Origin of the sequence: Pseudoalteromonas sp. SCQQ13 (assembly GCF_015864415.1) — a bacterium.
Classification (GTDB): Bacteria; Pseudomonadota; Gammaproteobacteria; order Enterobacterales; family Alteromonadaceae; genus Pseudoalteromonas; species Pseudoalteromonas nigrifaciens.
Genome location: NZ_JADYXG010000009.1, coordinates 41,759 through 65,370 on the forward strand (window position 1 = coordinate 41,759; position 23,612 = coordinate 65,370).

Annotated in this window: 20 protein-coding genes; 9 read left to right on the forward strand and 11 right to left on the reverse strand. The window is 42.6% G+C overall.

What is annotated here, in order from left to right:
• Positions 1–5 precede the first annotated feature (5 nt).
• Positions 6–1,100: a Rieske 2Fe-2S domain-containing protein gene (locus I6F41_RS08930; RefSeq protein ID WP_011328794.1), complete on the forward strand. Its 1,095-nt coding sequence runs from the start codon at positions 6–8 to the stop codon at positions 1,098–1,100.
• A gap of 79 nt (positions 1,101–1,179) precedes the next feature.
• Here I6F41_RS08930 and I6F41_RS08935 read toward each other — a convergent pair whose 3' ends face one another.
• Both I6F41_RS08935 and I6F41_RS08940 read right to left on the reverse strand, forming a co-directional pair.
• A complete protein-coding gene (locus tag I6F41_RS08935; RefSeq protein WP_011328795.1) occupies positions 1,180–3,348 on the reverse strand; it encodes a TonB-dependent receptor in 2,169 nt (722 codons plus the stop codon).
• A 352-nt stretch (positions 3,349–3,700) separates the two neighbouring features.
• On the reverse strand, positions 3,701–5,140 hold the full coding sequence (locus I6F41_RS08940; protein ID WP_197108212.1) for a coniferyl aldehyde dehydrogenase: 1,440 nt from the start codon (positions 5,138–5,140) through the stop codon (positions 3,701–3,703).
• A gap of 394 nt (positions 5,141–5,534) precedes the next feature.
• Between I6F41_RS08940 and I6F41_RS08945 the strand changes: the two genes are divergently transcribed.
• The 7 genes from I6F41_RS08945 to I6F41_RS08975 are packed head-to-tail and all read left to right on the forward strand — an operon-like array spanning position 5,535 to position 12,939.
• Positions 5,535–6,515, forward strand: a complete 981-nt coding sequence (locus I6F41_RS08945; RefSeq protein WP_011328797.1) for a flavin reductase — start codon at positions 5,535–5,537, stop codon at positions 6,513–6,515.
• Positions 6,512–7,300 (forward strand): fumarylacetoacetate hydrolase family protein, encoded by a 789-nt coding sequence (locus tag I6F41_RS08950; protein ID WP_182684186.1) that lies wholly within the window; start codon positions 6,512–6,514, stop codon positions 7,298–7,300. Before I6F41_RS08945 ends, I6F41_RS08950 begins: the two co-directional genes overlap by 4 nt.
• 24 nt (positions 7,301–7,324) lie before the next feature.
• Positions 7,325–8,227 carry an acetaldehyde dehydrogenase (acetylating) gene (locus I6F41_RS08955; RefSeq protein WP_197108213.1) on the forward strand — a complete coding sequence of 301 codons (903 nt, stop codon included), beginning with the start codon at positions 7,325–7,327 and terminating at the stop codon, positions 8,225–8,227.
• 11 nt (positions 8,228–8,238) lie between these two features.
• Positions 8,239–9,273, forward strand: coding sequence for a 4-hydroxy-2-oxovalerate aldolase (gene dmpG, locus I6F41_RS08960; RefSeq protein WP_011328800.1), 1,035 nt, complete (start codon positions 8,239–8,241; stop codon positions 9,271–9,273).
• A complete protein-coding gene (locus I6F41_RS08965; protein WP_041454514.1) occupies positions 9,270–10,583 on the forward strand; it encodes an MFS transporter in 1,314 nt (437 codons plus the stop codon). Before dmpG ends, I6F41_RS08965 begins: the two co-directional genes overlap by 4 nt.
• Before the next feature lie 49 nt (positions 10,584–10,632).
• Complete coding sequence (locus I6F41_RS08970) at positions 10,633–11,400, forward strand: SDR family oxidoreductase (RefSeq protein WP_011328802.1); 768 nt, start codon at positions 10,633–10,635, stop codon at positions 11,398–11,400.
• Between the two features lie 33 nt (positions 11,401–11,433).
• Complete coding sequence (locus I6F41_RS08975; protein ID WP_011328803.1) at positions 11,434–12,939, forward strand: FAD-dependent oxidoreductase; 1,506 nt, start codon at positions 11,434–11,436, stop codon at positions 12,937–12,939.
• A 240-nt stretch (positions 12,940–13,179) separates the two neighbouring features.
• Here I6F41_RS08975 and I6F41_RS08980 read toward each other — a convergent pair whose 3' ends face one another.
• From I6F41_RS08980 to I6F41_RS09010, 7 genes are all read right to left on the reverse strand, one after another.
• Complete coding sequence (locus I6F41_RS08980) at positions 13,180–14,106, reverse strand: TauD/TfdA dioxygenase family protein (RefSeq protein WP_197108214.1); 927 nt, start codon at positions 14,104–14,106, stop codon at positions 13,180–13,182.
• A 39-nt stretch (positions 14,107–14,145) separates the two neighbouring features.
• A complete protein-coding gene (locus I6F41_RS08985; protein ID WP_197108215.1) occupies positions 14,146–14,916 on the reverse strand; it encodes a class II aldolase/adducin family protein in 771 nt (256 codons plus the stop codon).
• Between the two features lie 130 nt (positions 14,917–15,046).
• Positions 15,047–16,063 carry an AraC family transcriptional regulator gene (locus tag I6F41_RS08990; RefSeq protein ID WP_011328806.1) on the reverse strand — a complete coding sequence of 339 codons (1,017 nt, stop codon included), beginning with the start codon at positions 16,061–16,063 and terminating at the stop codon, positions 15,047–15,049.
• Positions 16,064–16,215: 152 nt separating this feature from the next.
• Entirely contained in the window at positions 16,216–16,677 is a 462-nt protein-coding gene (locus I6F41_RS08995) for a MaoC family dehydratase (protein WP_197108216.1), read from the reverse strand.
• 9 nt (positions 16,678–16,686) lie between these two features.
• Positions 16,687–17,472 (reverse strand): SDR family oxidoreductase, encoded by a 786-nt coding sequence (locus tag I6F41_RS09000; protein WP_058373853.1) that lies wholly within the window; start codon positions 17,470–17,472, stop codon positions 16,687–16,689.
• Positions 17,473–17,931: 459 nt separating this feature from the next.
• On the reverse strand, positions 17,932–18,852 hold the full coding sequence (locus I6F41_RS09005; protein WP_197108217.1) for a 2-hydroxyacid dehydrogenase: 921 nt from the start codon (positions 18,850–18,852) through the stop codon (positions 17,932–17,934).
• Between the two features lie 50 nt (positions 18,853–18,902).
• A complete protein-coding gene (locus tag I6F41_RS09010) occupies positions 18,903–20,321 on the reverse strand; it encodes an MATE family efflux transporter (RefSeq protein ID WP_011328811.1) in 1,419 nt (472 codons plus the stop codon).
• A gap of 242 nt (positions 20,322–20,563) precedes the next feature.
• Here I6F41_RS09010 and I6F41_RS09015 point away from each other — a divergent pair, with 242 nt between their 5' ends.
• Complete coding sequence (locus I6F41_RS09015) at positions 20,564–21,217, forward strand: OmpW/AlkL family protein (protein ID WP_011328812.1); 654 nt, start codon at positions 20,564–20,566, stop codon at positions 21,215–21,217.
• 95 nt (positions 21,218–21,312) lie between these two features.
• Here the strand turns inward: I6F41_RS09015 and I6F41_RS09020 are convergent, their stop codons facing one another.
• Both I6F41_RS09020 and tyrR read right to left on the reverse strand, forming a co-directional pair.
• The gene (locus I6F41_RS09020) at positions 21,313–21,849 is read right to left on the reverse strand and encodes a thioesterase family protein (protein ID WP_011328813.1); all 537 of its coding nucleotides are present in this window, start codon (positions 21,847–21,849) and stop codon (positions 21,313–21,315) included.
• 128 nt (positions 21,850–21,977) lie between these two features.
• Positions 21,978–23,534, reverse strand: coding sequence for a transcriptional regulator TyrR (gene tyrR, locus I6F41_RS09025; RefSeq protein ID WP_011328814.1), 1,557 nt, complete (start codon positions 23,532–23,534; stop codon positions 21,978–21,980).
• Between the last annotated feature and the right edge of the window lie 78 nt (positions 23,535–23,612).

Below are 23,612 nucleotides of genomic sequence, written 5' to 3' on the forward strand. Positions count from 1 at the left end.
TACTTATGGCCACTACACAAGATTATCGCCTCGGCGATTATACATTCCCAAGAGGTTGGTTCATGATAGCTACGGCTGAAGAGATCAACACGCATAAGCCCCTAGCCGTACGGTTTTTTGGTCGCGATTTCGCACTATATCGCGGTAGAGCAACAGGTCGAGTGGTACTACTCGACGCATATTGCCCGCATATGAAAACGCATTTAGCCGCCGAAAATGATACCTCTTACGTTATTATTGATGGCGGTGGTACCAACATCGAAGGCGATAGCATTCGTTGTCCTTATCATGCATGGCGTTTTGGCCCTGATGGCCAATGTGACGACATTCCTTACCACGACGGACCAATCCCAAAAACAGCCTGTATTAAAGCGTGGCCTGTGGCCGAGAGCATGGGTGCAATTTGGATATGGCACGATCCTGAAAATGGCGATCCTGAGTGGGATCACCCAAGTTTGCCACAATGGGACGATAAAGCGTGGGTACATTGGCGCTTTGACGACTTGGGAATACTTGAGCAGCATCCGCAAGAAGTTATTGATAACATTTGTGATTATAGCCATTTAGCACCAATTCACGGCTCTACCGTACAGCGCTACGAAAATGAATTTGATGGCCACGAAGCAATTCAACGTCAATGTGGTCCGCACCGTACTTTAGTAGGCGAAGATGGCGCAAGCCCAGTGCTGCATACAATAACTAAATACCATGGTCCGGGCGTATTAATTTCACATTTGACTGGCTATTACGAGTCTTACTTAATGATAACACATACCCCTGTAGAGGATGGTTCAATTAGAGTTTGGCACGCATTATTAGTTAAATCACCGGGTGGCAATGAAGTAGCCACAGTAGAGGATGAAGTAGCAGCACGCCAGTTCCAAGACGCAAGTAAGTTTGCATTTATGCAAGACTTCCAAGTGTGGACAAATAAAGCACCTTGTTTTAATGGGCTGTTTTTACCAAGCGATGGTCCGTTTATGAAAGCGCGTATTTGGTACAAACAGTTCTTTAATCCAAGAGCGCGTAAAGAAGAGTTCCAAAGCAAAGTAAATGGCGTATATGTGCCTAAAGGCACCGTAGCTTATACCCAAGACTAATCTATTTTTAAATAAATTATAGATACAAAAAAGAGCCCCTACTTAAAAAGTAGGGGCTCTTTTTAGCTGTAACTCTTTATTAAAATGAGTAAGTTATTTCTGCTCCATAAGTTACTGGGTCGCCATAGTAATTTAAGCCACCAATGAATACCCCTGACGAATCACCCAACGGCACACCGTTAATTCGGTACTCTTCGTCGGTCATGTTTTTACCCCAAATAGAGGCACTAAAGTCACTGCCGGCAATTCTTTTAAGTGAAACTCGGGCGTTAAGTAAGTTGTATTTTTCAATCCGAGTATATTGGGCTGAAGGTTGATTATGAAACGCAAAGTGATCGTCCACAAAGCTGTAGTCGGCGCCGGCGCTAAACTCACCAAGGGCTGTTTCACTAATGTAATTTAATCCAAGCGACCATTTGTTTTTTGGACTATAGGGAAACTCGGCACTGTCGGTAACATCGTTTGCTACCCCAGTGTACACATCGTAAGTAATAAACTTGTCGTATTTAGGGTCTAACAAACCGTAATTAAAGTTTAACGTTAAATCATCGGTTAATGCCGCTACTAATTCAAACTCTAACCCCGCCACTTTTGCCGAGCCTGCGTTTTGAATATCTGAGTACGCACCTAAGTATTCCGACATTTGCATATTGGTAATATCGTTATAAAACACCGCTATATTGGCTTGAATGCGTTGATCTAACCAGCGCGATTTAAGGCCCCATTCGTAGGCAATTACTTCCTCTGGTGCATAGGGTTTTACTGCTAATGCTTGAGTTGCTGCTTCACCGTTAAAACCACCCGCTTTCCAGCCTTGTGATACTTTTACATAGCTGTGAATATTGTCGGCTAACTCATAGTTAAGTGATGCCATAGCCGAGGTGTTATTCCAAGTATCGCCCGCTGTGGTGTATGGCAGTGGGAAAAAATAAGCAAAGCTAAAGTCATCTGGGTGTTCTATATAAAATGATTTTTCTTCTGTGGTCCAACGCAGACCCCCTGCCAACATTAGCTTGTCGCTTAGTCGATATTCTACATTACCATAAGCGGCAACCGAGGTAGACTCAACACCATAATAGTTATTCACTGTGCCAAAACCCAGTACATACGGGTTGTTTACATCAGATTCTTCTTTAAAGTAAAACAAGCCTGCAACGTAGGTTAAATTATCTATATCGCCAATAAATTGTAGCTCTTGTGATACTTGCTCATGCTCTACATGGCGGTAGGTATGAAAGCCAAGAAAATCAGCGCCATCGTAGTCATTGCCATCATCGTAATCTATTTCACGTAGTGCCGTAATTGACTTAATAGTTAAGTTATTACTTTGCTGCCATGTAACTGTAAGTGCATGGCCCGAGCTTTTAGAGCGATCGAATATAGCGCCATCTAATGCAGCACTTTCTTGGCGATCTTTCGTATCTTCTGGCATTGCACCGGCAATATAAACTTGGCCCAACGGAGGAGTGTTTTTTTTATTACTGCTATCGTAAGTGTAGTAAAACTCTAGATTATCGCTGTGCTCATACAAGGCACCAAAACGCAGTGAGGTAGAATCAAGCTCTTTAAACTTATCAATATCAGAACTTGTCGAAAGGTTATCGTAAAAGCCGTCGCGCTGTTTTTTATTAGCGGTAAAATTAAAACTGAGTTTGTCGTTAATTTGCGCCGAGTCGGCAGTAACATAAACATCTGTCATACCGTAGTTACCTGCCCCTACGCGTACTTCGCCGGTAAACTCACCACTGGGTTTACGCGTTACAATATTAAGCGCCCCACCTATTGTATTTTTACCATAAAGCGTCCCCTGCGGCCCGCGCAGTACTTCAACGCGCTCTATAGCGGCTACATCAAATAAACCACCGACATTTTTAGATACAAATACCCCGTCTATATACACACCAGTGGTGGGCTCCCAGGTAACCGCAGGGTTAATTGTAACCGAGCCACGAATAGCAATTGTAGCACCAGTACTGCCGCCTGGAGTTTCTGATATTTGCATGTTTGGCGTATATACACTGAGATCTTCAACATCTGTAATGCCTTTATCGGCCAATGCTTGGGCATTAAACACGGTAACTGCCGTAGGTAGCTCTTGTAAGTTTTGTACCCGCTTTTGCGCGGTTACTTGGATCACTTCCAAACCTTCTTTTTTAGTACTTTGCTCTTGAGCCGCTAGTGTCGAATTTGCCATGCTAATTAAGGCTAACGCTATAGCTGCATTTAGTGGTTTTTTATTAATATTCACTATTTAGTCCTTGTTTAAAATTGAACGCGAGTAAAATTAACTAACAGGAATATCGCCAGTTACGCGCGCTGTACCTAACACTACATAAGTTAATTTTGAGACCGCTTTACACGGCCTAAAAACTTAACGTATTGCGTTTTCATAATTACAAAAAGCAAATTGCTGTATCACGTTATAATCGCGTGTTTATCAACAATAAATGTAAGGTTTTTATCCTCGCACACTATTACAAAAACTAAATAGTCCGCATGAACGATAACTAAAAATAATGAGGAATAACAAAGACTAAAAGGCAGGAATTAATAAAAAACATTAGGCACTGTTATTATTAAAATAACAGTGCCGGTTAACGTCAGTCGGCCGTTACTTGCGCGACCATCATAGCTTTAAACTGATCATGATGCGGCGGTAATAAGCCCCACTCACCACGAGGGTCGTGTTTTGGGGCAACAAATACAGTACGCTGATGGCTAAAGGCTAAAAAGCCTTCACGACCATGATAATGCCCCATACCCGATGCACCTACGCCACCAAATGGCGCATCGTGCATTGCCGCATGCATTAAGCAATCATTTACCGCTACTCCACCCGATGAAGTGTTTGCTAAAAGCTTACTCAGCTCTGCGTCATTTTCGCCAAAATAATACAGCGCTAGTGGTTTAGCACGGCTGTTAATATCGTTAATAACGCCATCTATATCATCATAAGGAAGTAGCACTAATGCAGCGCCAAATATTTCTTGCTGCATAATATCCAGTTCTTTATCTGGGGATATAACTAATTGCAGTGGTAAACGTTTATCGCTTGTGACCAACTCTGCTAAATTAGCAACCTCATGACTACTAAGAACTTGGCATCCTGCATCGCGAGCTTGCTCAACTAAATCGACAACTCGCTGGCAATGTTGGCGGTTAACGCTAGGTACAAAATCTGGATTATGAGTGATTTCTGGATAAAAGTGACGAAAATTTTCGAGTAATAATGCAGCCACTTGATCAAGCTTATTACGCGGTACATAAACAATGTCAGGGCTAACACACACTTGGCCGCCATTATTACTTTTTGCTAAGGCTAAGCGTTTGCAACTTTCGCTTAAATCGCAATCTTGGCTAAGCACTGCCGGCGATTTACCGCCAAGCTCTAAGGTAACTGGCACTAAATTTTTAGCCGCTGCCGCCATAATTTTTTTACCTACTTGGGTACTACCAGTAAATACTAAATGATCGAACGGCAGTTCGCTAAATTTAGCACCAGTGTCGGCGCCACCTGTAACTACACTCACTAGTAATGGGTCTATGTGTTTGGCAAATAATTGCGCTACTAAGGCCGCTGTTTTAGGCGTGACCTCAGATGGTTTAAGTATGGCGCGGTTACCCGCCCCTAATACACACGCCAACGGGGCAAATAAGGTATAAAGTGGCGCATTCCAAGTACCTATAATACCCACACTGCCTTTGGGTTGGTATTCAACCCGTGCGGTACTACCGAGTTGATCATAAGGGGCAAACACTTCGCGGCTTTCACTTTTAAGCCATGGCTCTAAGTTGTCGCGGGTATATTTAAGGCTGGCTAGCGAGCCGAGCACATCATTCATAATAGAAAAGCCTTGGCTGCGACCATTAAAGTCAGCTTCTATTGCCTCGGCAAATGCTTGGTGATGCTCTACAAGTAAATTTATAACTTGTTGAATACGCTCTCGCCTTTGCGCTACAGTTACCAACATTTGCAATTTATGCGCTTGTTGCTGATGCTGCAGCAAAGCTGCCATTGAACCTGAATCTTTGCTGTTCATGCACTATATCCTTACTAGGTTTTACACTTGCCTGGCGAACAATATTTGCTTACACACCATATTGCAGCTTTTGCATTGCAAGTAAACTAATTGAGCTGTGCTTCCTTTCTAGCTGTTTTTACTCAAATAAACCTCGTCCACTTGGACGAGCTCTCGTATTTAAATTATTTAATGTACGGTTGCTGCAGTCACTATTTTGCCCTATTTAAATAGGCCACTTAAAGCTAACCTTCGTAATAAAACTTAGCCGTTGTTTAATATAAAATAACCTAAATAAATTGCTGAGTAATCATATAAATAGCAAATGCCTGTGTTGTTTAGTCCATTAAGACGATGATGAAAAATAGCCAGATCATGATACTGAAGTTATATAACAGTAATAAGGCGAGTTAACATGGCACAAGCAGAATTTGATAGTCAGGCATTTAGACAGGCGCTCGGTAGTTTTACTACTGGCGTAACAATTATTACTGCCACCGCTCCAGATGGCACCCCTGTTGGTCTTACCGCAAACAGCTTTAATTCTGTTTCGTTAGACCCACCTATGGTGCTATGGAGCTTGGCAAAAACCTCTCTTAGTGTGGCTGCCTTTAGCGAGGCCGAGCACTGGAACGTTCATGTTCTCTCGCAGCACCAACAAGAGCTGTCAAATAAATTTGCCGCAAAAGGCGAAGACAAATTTAATGACACTAATCTCGAAGCGGGGATTAGCTCTGCACCACTTATTGCCGATTGTAGCGCGCGTTTTCAGTGTCGTAATATGGTAACGCACGATGGGGGTGATCACCTTATTTTTATAGGTGAAGTACTGGGGTTTGATCATCAAGCACTACCGCCACTGGTGTTTCAGCAAGGTCAGTACGCAATGACTGCACGTAAACCGTGGGCAGCGGTTAACTTATCTAGTGAACCTACAGCGCCACAGTGCAGCTACAACGAAGATTTACTAGGTTACTTGCTTGGGCGTTCACATTTTCAAATGCTGTACCGCATGCGTAAAGTACTCGATGAGCAAGCGCTGGAAGATTCACACTTTTTTGCATTATCGGTATTAAATATTCAGCAAAATCTGAGTTTAGAGCAGCTAAATACCCACCTTGATTATACCGGCCACAGTGTCAATCTTGAAGATATGGCCTTTTTAGAAAAGCAGGATCTTATTTGCCAAAAAAGCGAAGACAATTACCAACTTACCACCGCTGGGCGAGAAACCTCACTACACCATATTGCGCAAGCAAAAGTAATTGAAGAAGAGCTCATTACAGAGCTTGGTGCAGGCGACGTAATGGCATTAAAGCTATTACTTAAACGCCTTATTCATCAAACCGATCCTGGCTTACCTGATCTTTGGTCTACAGAGGATAAAAGCGCATGAGCGAACTACACCAGCATTTAGCACAAATTCTTTATGATGCGCAGCAACAGCGCACACCTATTGCGCCATTAATTAAAAATAACCCTGAGCTTACAATCGACGATGCCTATCAAGTGTCGTTAAAAACACTGGCAATACGCACTCAGGCTGGCGAAAAAATCATTGGTAAAAAAATTGGTGTTACCAGTGAAGCAGTGCAAAAAATGCTTAATGTGCATCAGCCCGACTTTGGCTTTTTAACCAACACTATGCACCACCCTGATGGCAGTAATATTAGCCTTAAAAAATCACATTTAATTCAACCACGCGCCGAAGGCGAAATTGCGTTTTGCCTTAAACACGACTTACAAGGCCCAAACGTTACCGCAGAGCAAGTACTTGCTGCGACTGATTGGGTGGCACCGTGTTTTGAAATTGTTGATTCGCGTATCGAAAACTGGCAAATCACCATAGTTGATACCGTGGCCGATAACGCCTCATGCGGGGTATTTGTAATTGGTGATAAACATACCGACCCAAGCACACTCGATTTAGCTGCAGCCACTATGGTAGTTAAACACAATGGTAAACAAGCAGTAACCGGTGTGGGCTCAGCAGTACAAGGGCATCCTGCGCAAGCAGTTGCATGGCTGGCAAATACGCTAGGCGAGTATGGTATAGAGTTTAAAAAAGGCGAAATTATTCTGTCGGGAGCTCTGGCTCCTCTAATAGATGCTAACAGCGGCGATCATTTTAGTATGGAGATCGAAGGTCTCGGTTCATGCTCTGTCAGCTTTTGCGATTAACAGTTAACCCACGAGGGAAGTAACATGAAAAAGATTAAATGCGCCCTGATCGGTTCAGGAAACATTGGTACTGACTTACTTTATAAGCTCAAACGCAGTGAGATATTAGAACCCGTTTGGATGGTAGGCATAGACCCTGACTCAGAAGGCTTAGCGCGCGCACGCGAATTAGGTATTAAAACCACCGCTGAGGGTATTGATGGCTTAATACGGCATATTGAAGCCGATGAAATCAAAATTGCTTTTGATGCAACCTCAGCCTACGTGCATGGTGAAAACTCAGCTAAAGTGAATGCAAAAGGCGTGTTGATGATAGATTTAACCCCAGCGGCTATTGGCCCTTTTTGTGTGCCTCCGGTTAACCTAAATCAACTTAATGCTGATATTAAAAACGTTAACATGGTGACCTGTGGCGGCCAAGCAACTATTCCTATGGTTGCTGCGGTATCGCGCGTACAGCCGGTTGAATATGGTGAAATTGTTGCCACTGTTTCATCAAAATCAGTTGGCCCAGGTACACGCCAAAATATTGATGAATTTACTCGCACTACCTCAGGCGCAGTGGAGCAAATTGGTGGCGCTAAAAAAGGCAAAGCCATTATTATAATTAACCCTGCTGAGCCACCATTATTAATGCGCGACACCATCCATTGCTTAACCGAAACAGAGCCAGATCAAGCCGCTATCACTGCATCTGTGCATGAAATGATTGCTGAAGTACAAAAGTATGTTCCAGGCTATAAACTAAAAAATGGCCCGGTGTTCGATGGTCGTAAAGTGTCTATATTTTTAGAGGTTGAAGGTTTGGGCGATTACTTGCCTAAATATGCCGGTAACCTTGACATAATGACCGCGTCGGCCGCGCGTACTGCAGAAATGTTTGCACTACAAATGCTAGGTCAATCGCCATCAGATAGTCAATCTTAAGGAGTAATATCATGGATTTAAAAGGTAAAAAAGTTACCCTGCACGATATGTCATTACGTGATGGCATGCATGCTAAGCAACATCAAATTAGCTTAGATGAAATGGTGTCTATTGCCACTGGCTTAGATCAGGCGGGCATTCCTTTAATTGAGGTTACCCATGGCGACGGTTTAGGCGGCTCTTCACTTAATTATGGTTTTCCTGCTCATACCGATGAAGAATACCTAAGTGCTGTAGTGCCAAAAATGACCCAAGCTAAAGTCTCAGCGTTATTAATTCCGGGCATAGGAACGGTTGATCACTTAAAAATGGCTTATGATCATGGCGTAAGTACAATTCGAGTGGCTACTCACTGTACTGAAGCTGACGTTTCAGAGCAGCATATTAGCGCAGCGCGTAAAATGGGTTTAGATACCGTTGGCTTTTTAATGATGGCACATATGATCAGCCCAGAGGAGCTACTTGCACAGGCTAAACTAATGGAGTCTTACGGTGCTAACTGTATTTACTGTACGGATTCTGCTGGTTACATGTTGCCCGACGACGTAAGTACCCGTATTGCGTTACTGCGCAGCGAACTTAACAGCGAGACCGAAATTGGCTTTCATGGTCATCATAATTTAGGCATGAGTATTCCAAATTCGCTGGCGGCAATCGAAATGGGCGCTAACCGCATCGATGGTTCGGTGGCCGGTTTAGGTGCCGGTGCAGGTAATACGCCGTTGGAAGTATTTACCGCGGTACTTGATCGTATGGCAGTTAATCACGGTATTGATTTATACAAAATTATGGATGTTGCTGAAGACTTAGTCATGCCAATGATGGATCAACCTATTCGTATTGACCGAAACTCATTAACTTTGGGTTATGCAGGTGTTTATTCGTCATTTTTATTATTTGCAGAACGCGCCGAGAAAAAATACGGTGTACCTGCACGTGATATTTTACTTGAACTCGGGCGCTTAAAAACCGTAGGCGGACAAGAAGATATGATAGACGACACCGCAATGACTATGGCTAAGGCCTTAAAGGCGGCGAAAGCTTGAACATAAAAAAATCTAATTGGCGCCAACATGCTTTATTGTTGGTGCTTACTTTATTTTATATAGAAAGTTTTGTTGGGCGACAAATTATGGCGGTGATGATTGAACCCATCAAAGCTGAATTTGGCGCCTCAGATGCGCAAATGGGCTTATTAACCGGCCTAGGTTTTGCCATTGTATTTACTTTAACCGGTTTATCGGCCGGCAGACTTGCTGACAAAGTGAGCCGCACACGTTTGTTAGCCGCCAGCGCATTAGTGTGGGGCATTATTACAGCACTTAGCGGCATAACTGCAGGCTTTATTAGTTTACTAATAATGCGTATGTTGGTGGCAGTAGCTGAAGCACCGGTTACTTCGGCCTCTTTATCGTTACTTTCGGACAGTTACCCGGTTGAGCGACGCTCATTTGCGATTAGCTGTTTTACCTCTGGCGCTACCTTTGCCGCCATTATTGCGCTTACCTTAGGTGCATATTGGGTAGAGCTGTATGGATGGCGAGAAACCTTTTTTATTATCTCTACTCCCGCTTTGTTTATTTCTTTTTTGCTATTTTTTGTGATGCCCGAACCTAAACGCGGTCAATACGATGATGCCATTAGCTCTCCAACTTCACCGCTGCAGCCTGCACTAACCACAGGTTTTAGAGCATCAACAAAAGCATTGTTAAAGCGCAAAGATTATCGACTATTAGTTTGCTCAAGCGCCATTGCAACGTTAGGCGCAAATGCGTTTGGCATGTGGAATGCCACTTTTTTAGTACGCAGCCACGACTTAACACTGAGCCAAGCCGGCATGATGGCAGGCTTTTTTGGCGGCGGTGCGGCAGCGATTGGAATTCTTTCTAGTGGCTATTTGGCTGATAGAATCGCCAGACGAAAAGGTGTTTTATGGCTACCTATACTAGGCCATATACTGGGGTGGGTATTTATTGTTATATATTTTTTATGGCCTAAAGGCTTAGGCGATGACCTATTTTTTGCCGGTATTCCATTTGCTATGCTGTTTTGCACCTTAGCGAGTTTCTTTTCTGTATGGTGGGTTAGCCCTTGTCTCACATTACTCACTTCAATTGTACCGGGCACTCAGCGGGCATTGGCTATTTCAATGCAAACCGTGCTGATTACTTTTTTAGGCATAGGTGTTGGGCCTATGTTGGTGGGCGTGCTTAGTGAAGTATTTAGCGAGGTGGCCGGTGTTGAATCCTTACGTTATGCTTTACTTATTAGTACGAGTACAACATTAATATCGGTATTTTTACTGTTTAAATTAAAATCTTATCAAGCAAAACAACTCATAAAACCCATTCAGTAAATTAAACTTTGTTTTAATTACTATTAACCAATAATGCTAGGAGTTTATTATGTCAGTTACCGCAGTTACAGGTTCAGCATCAGGGATTGGCGCCGCCGTTTGTGAAAAACTACGCGCAGCAGGTCATACTGTGATCGGCATAGACCGCCATCAAGCCGAGGTTAATGCCGATTTATCATCCCCCGAAGGTCGCGCTAATGCCGCAGAGCAAGTTATCAAATTAGCCAATGGTAAACTAGATGGCCTAGTTTGTTGTGCGGGCCTTGGCGTTACCGCACCAAGTAGCAGTTTAGTGGTTTCGGTTAATTATTTTGGCTCAACCGAGTTAATTGAATTACTTCAACCTGCACTCGCTAAAGGTGAGCAGCCAGCTATTACCGTTATTGGCTCAGTGGCCGCCAGTCAACAAGTGGCAGATCCACATCCTATTATTGAGTTAATGCTCAACAATGATGAGCCAGCCGCTCGCGCACTGGCAGATGAGCTTGGCCAACCACAAATAGCCTATTCGGCATCTAAATACGCACTCACTGTACATTGTCGTCGTTTAGCCGTTAAAACGGGGAGTACCGGCGTACGTATTAACTTAGTTGCGCCTGGTGCAATTGAAACTCCACTGCACGAAGCCTCTAAGCAAGATCCGCGTTTTGGCGAAGCCGTACGTAACTTTGTTGCGCCTATTGGTCGCAATGGTCAGCCAAGTGAAATTGCCGATGCGGTCAGTTTTTTACAATCAGCCCAAGCCTCTTTTGTGCATGGCAGCATTATTTATGTAGATGGTGGTATGGACGCCATGATGCGCAGTGGCAAGTTTTAAACACTAAATATTAAATACTTATAAGGATATAACTTGAACCCAATACTAAGCACACACAAAGTTCGCGCTTTTGAATCGATTAGTCACTTTGATATTAGCACCGACGTACTCGTGTGCGGTTATGGCGGCGCAGGAGCCGCCGCCGCACTAGAAGCTGTAACCTTAGGTGCTAAGGTTACTATTTTAGAACGTGCCAGTGCTGGGGGTGGCTCGACTGCATTATCAAGCTGTGAAATGTATTTAGGCGGCAGTGGCGGCACTGCATTACAAAAAGAGTTAGGTTTAGAAGATAGCACCGAAAACATGCTGGCTTATTTACGCGAAGCACTTGGCCCGTATGGCGATGAAGATAAGATGCGTTGTTATGCACAAGGCGCTGCAGGACATTTTGATTGGGTTGAATCCCTTGGTGTACCTTATAAACGCGCAGCCTTTTTAGAGCGTACAGTAGTGCCACTCAGTGATGAGTCGTTATTATTTACCGGTAATGAAAAAGCTCACCCTTTTAATACCATTGCTAAGCCCGTTCCACGCGGTCACGTGCCCTCTAAAGTGGGCGACGAAGGCGGTAAAATATTTATGGATGCCATAATGCAGCGCATCGCAGGCGCGGGCGCTGAGGTAATTAATGATTGTCGCGCTATTGCTTTATTAGTAGATAAAAACAATCGTGTTTGCGGCGTAATTGCTAAGCGCGACAACCGAGAAATTGCGATTCGTGCAACTCGTGGTGTGGTATTAGCCACCGGTGGCTTTGTAATGAACGACACCATGACACGTCAATATATGCCTGAGCTACTTGAGTATTGCGTACCTTATGGCAACACCTTCGATATGGGGGATGGTATTCAATTAGGCCAAGCAGTCGGCGGGCAAACAATTAATATGGAACAGGCTTTTATGTCGTTTCCGCTCTATCCACCAGCAAAGCTAACCTACGGTATTTTACTAAATAAACACGGTCAGCGTTATATAAATGAAGATGCGTATTTAGCCAGATTGGCGCATTATTCTTGCCAACAAGCTGAGCAAAAGTTTTATTTGTTAGTACAAGAAGAGGATTTTGAGGCGTCGCATTATTTACAACGTGCAGCCATTGTTGCCACTGGCGATAGCATAGCAGAAGTTGCCAGTGAAGCGCCCTTCCCGGCCGGTATACTTGAGCAAACTGTTAGCTACTTTAATCAGCACGCCAGTAATAAACAAGACCCACTATTTCATAAAACCGCCGAGTGGCTAAAACCGTTAAACAAGCCCCCTTTTGCCTTATTAGAATACTCTGCAAGTGAAATGACTGCTGTAATTATGCCCGGCACCAAAGGCCCGCTCATATTTACGCTTGGTGGGCTAAAAACACTCACTACGGGTGAAGTGGTTAATTTAGACAATGAAATAATAAGTGGGCTTTATGCAGCTGGTCGAGCCACCGCGGGATTACCACGTACAGCCAAGGGATATGCCAGTGGTATGTCGGTTGGAGATGCCACTTTTTTTGGCAGGCTCGCTGGGCGCAGCGCCGCTAAGCACCTGCCAATTTAACCTCGAAAAATAAACACGCCCTAGCACTTAATTTAACAACCGTTATAGCAAACTGCGTAACGGTTTAACTTACTTATTCTGCTTAGGTAATAAATCTGCGTATTAAACGCAAGTATATTAAGTGCATGCTATAGATTAAAAATTAGCAGATTGAAATGTCGTGTAGAGGCTGGTAAGTATTAATGAAAGATATAAAAAAGCAGCAGCTGGTTAATTTAAGCTGCTGCAATAGATGTAAAGTTATTCTGTTTTTAACACACGGCCAAGCGTTATATCGCCCTCAATGGTGGTGCGGTTAATAACGCGATTGATCCCAGGCTTAGTGCCGGTAGTGCAGTGCATTGCACGCCAGTTATCCCACAGTACCATGTCGCCTTCGCGCCATTTATGAAAGTAAGTAAATTCCGGCTTTTGTACATGCGCAACAAGTCGCTCAAGTAGCTCTATAGATTCATCATTCGATAAACCAAATTGCTGTGGAGTAACAACTCTATCTAAAAACTGCTCTACCACCTCAAGTACTTTACGGCCACTGATCGGGTGTGTAACTACCATAGGGTAAGCAGCGTCTGAAAAGTCAGGAAAGCCAATGTCGGTTGGTTTTGTTGGGCTGTTAGGGCCAGGCTCATAACCGTCTAAGTTAACGTAGCGCATATGGCGGCGCTGCATACTAAAGCTGTAAACCACTTCTAGCTGTTCAATTAAAGCTTTAGTGTCGTCGTCGAGTGCATCGTACGCTTTTGCTAAATCGCCAAAACCGGTCATGCCATCTTCTGCTGCCACCACCACAGCGCGCAACAGTGCACCATGATTTGGACGCGCTGTATAATGCAAATCCATGTGCCAATCTAACCGACCCACAATTTCTTCGCCTTTATAAAAAGCAGTTTGAAACTTATCCATAGGGCCACCATTTTGTAGCACAAATAACTCTGGATATTTATCACTGGTGGTAACTTTTAACGGATGTAATTCTAACGGGCCAAAAATGCGACTAAACTCAATTTGCTTTTCAGGGCTAATATCCTGATCACGAAACACTAAAATAGCGTGTTCGTACCATAGTGCTTTTAGTTCAGCTTTTATTTTATCGGTAAGTGGCTCGTTAATATCGAAACCCGACACTTCTACGCCAACATTATCAAGCGGAGTTACTGTAAGCTTCATTTTTTATTCCTTCTACTTAGCTAAGTGAATCCGACAAATTTAGTCGACTAAACCTGGATCTAGGCGTAATTCTTTACGCGCCATTGCTTCCCAAACAAAAGGGAAACCGTTGTCGTCAGCAATAGACACTTTTTTAACTTCTTTATCACTTAATGGTCGCCCGCCACCTGCTAATTCCACTTCATACGCGCGTTTACTGCGCCACTCTAAAGTAATTGCTCTTAGGTGTGCTTGGCGCAGATTTTTACCCACTACTAACGAGCCGTGGTTTGCCAGTAATGCCCACTTGGCATCACCGAGCGCTTCAACTGCTGATAAGCTAGTTGCTTCGTTTTCAAAGGTGCCTTCATATTCATCATAAAGTGGTAATTCAACACCACAATAAGCACTTGCTTGGTCATATACTGGCGGCACTTTTTGCATACAAGCCCAAATACCACTCCAATGCGGGTGATTGTGAATAACAACATGTACATCAGGTCGCATTGCGTGCAGCTGTAAGTGCAAACCTATCGCTGGGGTCACATTCCAATCACTATCAAGCACATTACCCTTTGGGTCTAGTGTAACGATATCGCTGGCGGTTAACTCCCCCCAAGCGAGCTCCCATGGATTAGTTAAAATATTACCGTTTTCTAATCGGTAAGTAATATGCCCTGCAATATGCTCATCCCATCCTTCACGAATAAGCATGCGACACATAAGCGCAACTTGCGCTTTTTCGCTTAACTCTGGTAATAATTCTTTGCGACCCGGACGAGTTGCAAAGCGCTCTAGCATTGATTGATTAAGGCCATCATATTTTTTCATTATTATTATACCTTCCTGTTGCTGTGCAAAATAAACATGTTAAATCATGGTTAAAATAATAGGTCTGAGTGGTTAATAAAGCTTGTCTCATTGCGCCAAGTTGTTATCCGATCTAGCCATTAACTAGCGATTAGCGCACCGCAAATAACGCATGGCGAAAAGCACTTGGCGACAACCCAGTCCATTTTTTAAAAGCGCGATGAAACCCCGAACTATCGGCATACCCAAGTTGCTGACCAATGCGAGTGATTGATAACGTAGGATCGCTCAAATGCCGCCGCGCATGTATCTCTCGTACTTGATCGATTAATTGTTGATAGCGCCAACCTTGCGCTAATAATTTACGGCTCAAGGTACGGCAACTACAATGCAGCTTTAGTGCTGCATCGTGCAGCGATGGAGGACTGGCAGGATCTTCAACAATAATTTGCGACAAGCGCCATGCTATGTCGCCATGATTTCGAGTAATGCTTTTTTCTTCGCACAGTTTTTTATAAAAGTTGACACTTTCTGGGCTCGACTGCGGGAGTGGTTGATCCAAAATCGCAGCATCAAAAAATAGCTGGGTTACTGGGGCATCAAATTCGACGGGGCAATTAAAAATGGCTTGGTAACGCTCAGCATGAACTGGCGCCGGATAATTACAACGTAGTTTAGTAATAGGCAATGCTTGACCAAGCACCCAACGACAAGTCGTGACTATATTGGCAAGTAAATCTTCTATTGCTAATACACGCAATTCACCCAGCTCAGTTTTAGCGTCAATTTGATAACAGCCTTCGGCTTGAATTTCACTAAAGGAGGTCACTACTAAATTACCAGAAAAGCGGCCTGAGTAATTTTGATATTTAAGCCCAATATGGCTGGCATCGCGCAGCGTCGCGCTGCTCATCATTAAATATGCAAGTTGGTCGTGGGTAGCAATAGAGCGTTTTAAACCTAATATGAGTCCAAGATCGCTGCCCTCATAACACTGCTGTGCATCAGTTAGTAAACCTCGATGCTGTTTAGCATTAATGAGCACATTAGGTTTGTGAAGCTCACTGCGACTGATACCATTGTTGGCAGCAATGGTGTTGGTATCCATTCCCAAGCTAGATAAAAAATCCAGCAACCAAATAATATAACGCGTATCAGTATTGACCATGTTACCCCTCGTTTGTGTAATTAAATCCAACCTTTTATCAATAACCGTTATTCTTAAATTGCACTCTTATATTAAGCAATTTAATACTATTATTTGTAACATAACCGCTAGCTGTTTAAGTGTTATGCTTTAGTCGTGCTTAACCAAAACATTTAGACAAACGAGTAACGGCTAATGGTATCTACCACGCAGGCTGGCCTTTGTTGCTCTGCCACTTCAATGGTTACTCGCGTGATCACTTGCACACTGCCTTTAACTTCTTCCACACTAATTATTTGCCCTGTGCCGCGTACTTTACTGCCCGCTTTAACCACATTAGGAAAGCGTACTTTATCGCAGCCGTAATTAACTCCCATGCTTATATTTTGCACATCTACCAACTGAGGTAAAAAATAATTAACTAATGACAGGGTTAAATAACCATGCGCAATACATGCGCCAAATGGGCCTTCTGCAGCCTTAATAGGATCGACATGGATCCATTGATGATCTCCCGTTGCCTCGGCAAACATATCAATACGGCTTTGCTCTACTGCAATCCAGTCGCTTACGCCTAAATCAAGTCCGGTTGAAGCAAGTAATTGCGTTTTGCTAGTAATTATTTTATTTGCCATTTTGCCCCCCTAAGCACGCTGTGAACTAACAGACACAACTTCGCCCGTCATGTAAGACGAGTAATCGCTGGCTAAAAACATCATCACGTTGGCGATTTCCCATACTTCGGCAGCACGACCAAAGGCTTCTTTTGAGGCTAATTGCTCAAGTACGTCGGCACTTGAGGCTTTTTTAAGAAATTCATGTAAAGCGATTGATGGCGATACCGCGTTAATTCGCACTCCATGCTCAGCAGCTTCTAATGCCGAGCAGCGAGTAAATGCCATAACACCGGCTTTAGCAGCGGCGTAATGTGCTTGCTCTTTTTGTGCTCGCCAACCCAATACTGAGGCATTATTAATGATTACACCTGCCTTGCGTTGTTGCATAAATGGCAGCATTGCACGGGTCATACGAAATGTACCGGTAAGAGTAATGTCCATCACCTTACTCCACTGCTCGTCGCTCATATCTACTACAGCGGTTTGACCACCTAGTCCTGCATTATTAATAAGCACATCAACACCTGCGAGTTTATCCTCTGCTGCATTGATCAATACCTGAACCTGTTCTTCTTGGCTTACGTCGCACAATTGGCCAAATACCTGTTGCAAACCTGTTTGCGCTTTTATATTAGCTACAGCTTCATCTAAACGACGTGGATGAATGTCAGATATCATTAATGCCCGGCACCCTTCTTCGGCTGCACGTAATGCGGCTGAAAAGCCAATGCCCGCGCCTGCGGCGGCCGTTACTAAAACCGATTTCCCGCGTAACAGGTTATGCCCTTCTACGTACTTAGGTGCTGTCGTCATTCTTATCTCCGATGTCGTGCTTATTAATTTAGCACCCAGCATAAGGCTGACGCTGAGCAACTATCATCGTCAATCTGGACTAACCCGATAACTATTAGCAATATAAGAATGAAATTGTGGTGTGATACAACAAGCAGCATACTGAGGACTTAAATTAGATAACTAATTAAGGAGATAATTTTAGTGCTTATAGCAAAAAACCTATGCTAGTTTTGATAAAAACTCAGCATAGGTTTTGTTTTAATAGAGTATTAGCGCAAGCTCGCTAGCATGGGCTTGGTTAAACCATGCCGATACTCCTAAAATTATAATAGATATAACCACTAAACTTAATTTAACGCCGCCCTGATTAGACTTCATAGTATTCTCGATATTATTTTTATTAGTAAGAATAAGTTTCATACAATAATAAAAATTACACCTGTTAACAAGATGTTTATCAAATCATTTTCTTTGTGGCTAATAGCCTTTGGTTCTATCAACCCGGTTTTTAAGTGGTGTGCCATTAGTTAAGCATTGAATACTCACTTCAATTTGTTCAATAACGCAGTTAACATCTGATAATGCAGCGCAATGTGGTGTTATGGTTATTTTAGGATGCAGCCAATATGGATGCTCACTTGGTAATGGCTCTTGATCGAACGCATCAAGCGTGGCGGCGCGTAAACTGTCACTATTAAGTGCCTGTAATAAATCAGCTTCTATTACGTGCTGGCCGCGTGCCGCATTTACTAATACTGCATGGGCGGGTAATTTAGCCAATAAATCTTTGTTAATAATTCCGGCCGTGTTTTCGGTCAGCGGTAATAAGCACACTAAATAATCTGTATTAGGCAGCATTTCGTTTAGCCCATGTTCTCCATAATACATGGTCACGTTATTCACGTCTTTATGGCTTTGTGCCCACGCGCTCACGCTAAAGCCATTATCAACGAGTCTTTGCGCACAAGCTCTGCCTAATTGACCAAAGCCTAAAATAGCCACTTTGTTGTGACTTAATACCCGATTTGGTTTCCATTGCGTTGCGGCTTGTTTTTGATAATATTCTTTTAATTGTAGTTTTTGCGCCAATACGTGAGTAAGTACATACTCGGCCATATCTACTTCTAATTGGGAGTCAACAATACGCACTACTTCAACATGCTCTGGCAGCAAGTCTAAATCAATGCTATCAACCCCAGCACCAAACGACGACACCACTTTTAAATTAGGTAATTGTGCCCATAGTTCTTTTGGTGCATACCAGGCTAATACAAACTCAATTTTACTGAAATCTTCACACTGTGAATATTGCTCAATGTGTATATTAGGTAAGCGTGCTTGTAACTGCGACACCAGCTTAGAATTATCACGATCCCCTATAGCAACCAAAACAGACATAGTTATTCCTTATAAAATTAATTATACGGCAGCAAACCCCACCGCAATGTTTAGTGACTGCCTTCTTCGATGAAAGCTTCTTGGCTAATTTTAGCTATGTCTTTGTCTTCTTTGGTTAAAATAGTTTTTTGCCACGAACCTTGAGCAAACCACGCATAGGTAATAAGCGCAATAACCACGTTGGTAATGGCAAATGAATACCAAATACCGTGATCTCCTAATTGCGTATGTTTAGATAAAATATACGCCGCAGGAAACTGTACAACCCCCTGTGATAACAGGGCAACTAACATAGCATTAAGCATATTGCCTGATGCCCTAAAAGCAGCCACGACACAAAGTTGTACACCAATTCCCCCCCAAGTTAAACACATTATGCGAATAAATTTTGCGCCTTTAGCGATTACAGCCCCATCATCGGGAATAAAAAATGCAACTAAATGCTCGGCAAAATAATAGGCTACCCCTCCCACAAACGACAGGCCTAGTAAGCCCCATAAACTAGCAAGCTGAGTTATTTGCGCAGCGCGTTTGGGGTTTCCTGCGCCCATATTTTGCCCCACTAATGTAGACACAGCCATCGACAAACCCATTGCTGGGATCATCACCATTTGTAAAACATTGGAGCCAACACCGTAAGATGCAATCGTTTGCGTGCCAAAACTTGCCACTAAAAAAGACATGATAATTAAACCAAAAGCACGAGCCGACAATTCAATTGAACCCGGAGCGCCTAAAAAGAAGGCTTGTTTTATATATTGCCAATCGGGGTAAAAACTTTTTAGCTGTAATTGAATACCATGACGGCCGCGTAAAAATATAATTACCCCAGCAAGTGCAGCTAAGCTCTGCGTTACTAAAGTTGCCAGTGCAGCTCCCATTACCCCTAAGCCTTGAAAACTGCCATAGCCAAAAATAAATAACGGATCGAGTACAAAATTAAGCAACACGGTCACGCTCACAATAATTAGCGGTACTTTTGTTTGGCCAATACCACGCATTAACGATTGGAACATGGCATAAATAAATACAAAAATAACCCCAATAAACGATACATGCATAAACTTAAGTGCATCGCCATAAACAGCGTCTTCTACGCCTAAAAGGGTTAAAAAATAAGGCGATAGCATATAACCTATGCCCCCCAGCACTATGGCTGTTAGCGTCACCATTAACATAGTTTGCGCGGCAACATGATTTACTTTGTCTTGCTGCCCTGCTCCCATATATTGCGCCGATAAAATAGCCCCCGCCATCGCCAAACCTGCACCTATGGCAATGACTAAAAAAGTAACAGGCATACTAATAGACACAGCAGCAACTTGCGCAGCCCCTAAACGCCCCACCCAAAAAGCGTCAGTGAGTTGATACGCCGACTGTAAAACATTGATTAAAATTATAGGAATACCTAACTTAAGCAGCGCTTTAGAAATTGAACCATGAAGAAACAGCTGCTGGGTAGCGTTCATTTAACCTGCTTAATATTGAAAAGAAGACATAAAGATAAGTTTAACAAACTTGGCTGATTTTATTCTGAATATTACCTAAATAAGTCAATAGCTTTTGTTATGTACTGTGGAGAAACTTAATCTAAATCAATAAATGATTTTGCTAACTTCAAACATTTCTGAAACCTTGATCTAAAACAAGTTATTGTTTGTGTTAATGAATAATAATAGCGGCAATCACAAAGTAGTTCTTGGAGAACAACATGAAAACTAAATTAAGCATTGCATTACTCACCTCTTTATTAGCACTCTCTCCTGCTGCACACGCTAACTTTAGCGTAAACGTGGGTGCTATAAACGTAAACCCTGATAGTACTAGCTCACCAATTAACGAAAATTCTGCCCTAGGACTTAATCCGGGTTCAGATACTCAGTTAGGTATTACTGTTGATTATGCTTTTAATGAGCAATGGGTGTTAGAGTTAATTGCAGCTACACCGTTTTCACATGATATAAATGGCGCGGGTGGTTTAGCGGGCAATAAAATAGCTAACATTAAGCATTTACCTCCTTCGTTAGTAGCGCAATATCACTTTTTAGATTCAAGCTACGCGTTTCGCCCTTTTGTTGGTGTAGGTGTTAACTATACAACTTTCTTTGATGAGCAACCTTCTCAAGCACTAAAAACAGTACTTGGAACAGATGATGTAGAAGTTAAACTTGATGATTCGTTTGGCTTTGTAGCGCAAGTGGGTGCTAACTATAAAATAGATGAAAAATGGGGCCTACACGCTATGGTTTCAATTATGGATATTGAAACTGATGCAACTGTCTATGCCGATGGCGCTCAAGCATTAACGTCAACTGTTAAAATTGACCCAATTGTGGCGATGTTTGGGGTTAAATACAGCTTTTAATAGTAATAAGCATGTGTGTTAAAAAGGCCGTAAGGCCTTTTTTTTTCAACTATTGATTATTACTCATAACTAACCAGAGCTCAGGTTAACTATTATTATCGTGGTAAATTAGTTACTTTTTTCTGCTCTAACATTTCTTTCCAGTGCATTACTTCACTTGGTAAAATAGGGGCTACACCTTTAAAGTCAGCTACTTCCAGCATTTCTTCAATGCTAATTATGCCCTTTTTACTTTTAAATACGCCGCGCACATAAGCAATTGCGTGTAAGCCACGCTGAGAGTGAAATTTTTGCTCTATATAAAAGTACTTATGATCCCAGCCCACTAAGCGCGTGCTAATTGTATAACGCTGCATAGGTTTTATATCGCGAATATAAGTAATAGCAGTCGCGTTTACAATTGGAAACCAACGACGTTTTAATATGTGCTTTAATAAACCCACCCGCTCTGTCATCCAAGTGCGCGATAAATCCATCATAGCCAAGTAACGTGAATTAGTTAAATGTAAGTTTATATCGCAATCTGTAGGTAGGGCTTTGTAATCAATATCTACCGTATCAAGTAAGTGTTGATAGTCATGGTTACGTTTAATTTTAAAAAACAATAAAATAAGTCGAATGTATAAGTTCACAGCAGAGGTCTTACCAGTTAAAATTAAATTAAGTGTATCACACGCGTTTAGCCAAAGTTTACTTTATTAAAGTAAATAACTATAAGCTACCCGCGCACGTTTAAGCTTATAGTTATTACTTTGCGTTACTAAACTTTTACTGTTTTACGATTAATACCATAATCACGTAACTTGTTTGCCACCGCGGTGTGGCTTAAACCAAGGCGCTTTGCTAGTTGGCGTGAGCTAGGATAAGCAGGATATAGCTTACGTAATAACGTAGCCTCAAAGCGTTTAACTGCTTGATCGAGTGAGCCTTCAAAATCTGATTCTAAATACCCTAAATCATGGGTAAATGTAGGGAGTTGTAAATGCTCAACGCGTAATTCACTGTCATCTAACAAAGACACAGCACGGTAAATTGCGTTTTCTAATTGGCGCACATTACCCGGCCACGGATAATCTTGTAAAAAGCTTAAACACTCTTGTGATAACAACGGCACGTCATGACCATTTTGCTGTGCGTACTTTTGAATAAAGTGCTCAGCAAGCGGCCCCACATCGGCTTTGCGATCTCTCAGTGGTGCTATTTCTAGCGTTAAAACGTTAATACGGTAATATAAGTCTTCCCTAAAAACCCCCTCTTGTACCATAGCAGGTAAGTCTTTTTGAGTGGCAGCAACAATACGTACATTAACTTTTACTTCGTTTTCATCGCCTACTTTTCTAAATGTGCCATCTTGTAAAAAGCGCAGTAACTTGGTTTGTAATTGAGTAGACATTTCGCCCACTTCATCCAAAAATACAGTACCGCCATCGGCTTGTTCAAGTACGCCACGTTTTGGCGCGGCGTTTTCTTCGTAACCGGCATAACCAAATAATTCAGATTCGGCCACATCATCGGGTAGCGAAGCACACGACAAAGCAATAAAAGGCTTAACAGAGCGATTAGAAGCGTAATGACATGCACGTGCGAGCAACTCTTTACCAGTACCGGTTTCGCCTGTAATTAAAATAGGCGCTTCTAACTGCGCCATTTTACGTGCTTCACGCACTACTCGGCGCATTGCAGTGCTAAAGTTATGAATAGTAGCAAAGCTCTCTTGTCCATAGCGTCTAAAAGCACTTACTTGTTGGCCTAAGCGACTTTGCGATTTAATATTTATTACCGCCCCGGCTAGCACATCGCCTTCGTTACTTTGCGGAACAGCAATGGGTAAAATATCCGCAATAAAATCTTCACCTGCCACTTCTACGCGCGTAGTTTGGCCAAGTACTTCTTTACCCTCAAGCCAGCGAGTGAAATTAAAACCTTTAAGTAAGTTATTAATATTGGCACCAATAACTTCTTTTTCTGTTAGTTGTAAATCTTTGCACGCTGCGTCATTACATAAACGCACCCAACCTTTGGCATCTATAGAAATAACGCCATCAGGTAGTGCTCTTAGTAGCGTATTTAATTCGTTATGCTCACGCTCTGAGGGTAAAAATGCCGTGGTGCGTACATCATGCACACCATCAATTAAGCGAATTGATGGCATGATTTTTTGAAACTGCTCAAATTCTATTTCAGGAAAGCTAACATACATACGACAATTAACTGAGTCGACTTCAATCCCTTTTAAATCAACATTATAGTTAACTAAAATATTAAGGATTTCTTGAGCAATACCAACTCGATCCGCACAATGAATATCTAAACGCATACAGCCTCAAATAAGGGGAAACTATTTGCGCTGAATAATACGCTAACTCTGATCAGCTGGATAGTTTAATGTAAACAA

Bases quoted from the DNA above. Each gene is read 5' to 3' on its own strand.
- I6F41_RS08930 (WP_011328794.1), top strand. From the start codon at position 6: ATGGCCACTACACAAGATTATCGCCTCGGCGATTATACATTCCCAAGA.
- I6F41_RS08940 (WP_197108212.1), bottom strand. From the start codon at position 5,140: ATGAACAGCAAAGATTCAGGTTCAATGGCAGCTTTGCTGCAGCATCAG.
- I6F41_RS08945 (WP_011328797.1), top strand. From the start codon at position 5,535: ATGGCACAAGCAGAATTTGATAGTCAGGCATTTAGACAGGCGCTCGGT.
- I6F41_RS08950 (WP_182684186.1), top strand. From the start codon at position 6,512: ATGAGCGAACTACACCAGCATTTAGCACAAATTCTTTATGATGCGCAG.
- I6F41_RS08955 (WP_197108213.1), top strand. From the start codon at position 7,325: ATGAAAAAGATTAAATGCGCCCTGATCGGTTCAGGAAACATTGGTACT.
- dmpG (WP_011328800.1), top strand. From the start codon at position 8,239: ATGGATTTAAAAGGTAAAAAAGTTACCCTGCACGATATGTCATTACGT.
- I6F41_RS08970 (WP_011328802.1), top strand. From the start codon at position 10,633: ATGTCAGTTACCGCAGTTACAGGTTCAGCATCAGGGATTGGCGCCGCC.
- I6F41_RS08980 (WP_197108214.1), bottom strand. From the start codon at position 14,106: ATGAAGCTTACAGTAACTCCGCTTGATAATGTTGGCGTAGAAGTGTCG.
- I6F41_RS08985 (WP_197108215.1), bottom strand. From the start codon at position 14,916: ATGAAAAAATATGATGGCCTTAATCAATCAATGCTAGAGCGCTTTGCA.
- I6F41_RS08990 (WP_011328806.1), bottom strand. From the start codon at position 16,063: ATGGTCAATACTGATACGCGTTATATTATTTGGTTGCTGGATTTTTTA.
- I6F41_RS08995 (WP_197108216.1), bottom strand. From the start codon at position 16,677: ATGGCAAATAAAATAATTACTAGCAAAACGCAATTACTTGCTTCAACC.
- I6F41_RS09000 (WP_058373853.1), bottom strand. From the start codon at position 17,472: ATGACGACAGCACCTAAGTACGTAGAAGGGCATAACCTGTTACGCGGG.
- I6F41_RS09005 (WP_197108217.1), bottom strand. From the start codon at position 18,852: ATGTCTGTTTTGGTTGCTATAGGGGATCGTGATAATTCTAAGCTGGTG.
- I6F41_RS09010 (WP_011328811.1), bottom strand. From the start codon at position 20,321: ATGAACGCTACCCAGCAGCTGTTTCTTCATGGTTCAATTTCTAAAGCG.
- I6F41_RS09015 (WP_011328812.1), top strand. From the start codon at position 20,564: ATGAAAACTAAATTAAGCATTGCATTACTCACCTCTTTATTAGCACTC.
- tyrR (WP_011328814.1), bottom strand. From the start codon at position 23,534: ATGCGTTTAGATATTCATTGTGCGGATCGAGTTGGTATTGCTCAAGAA.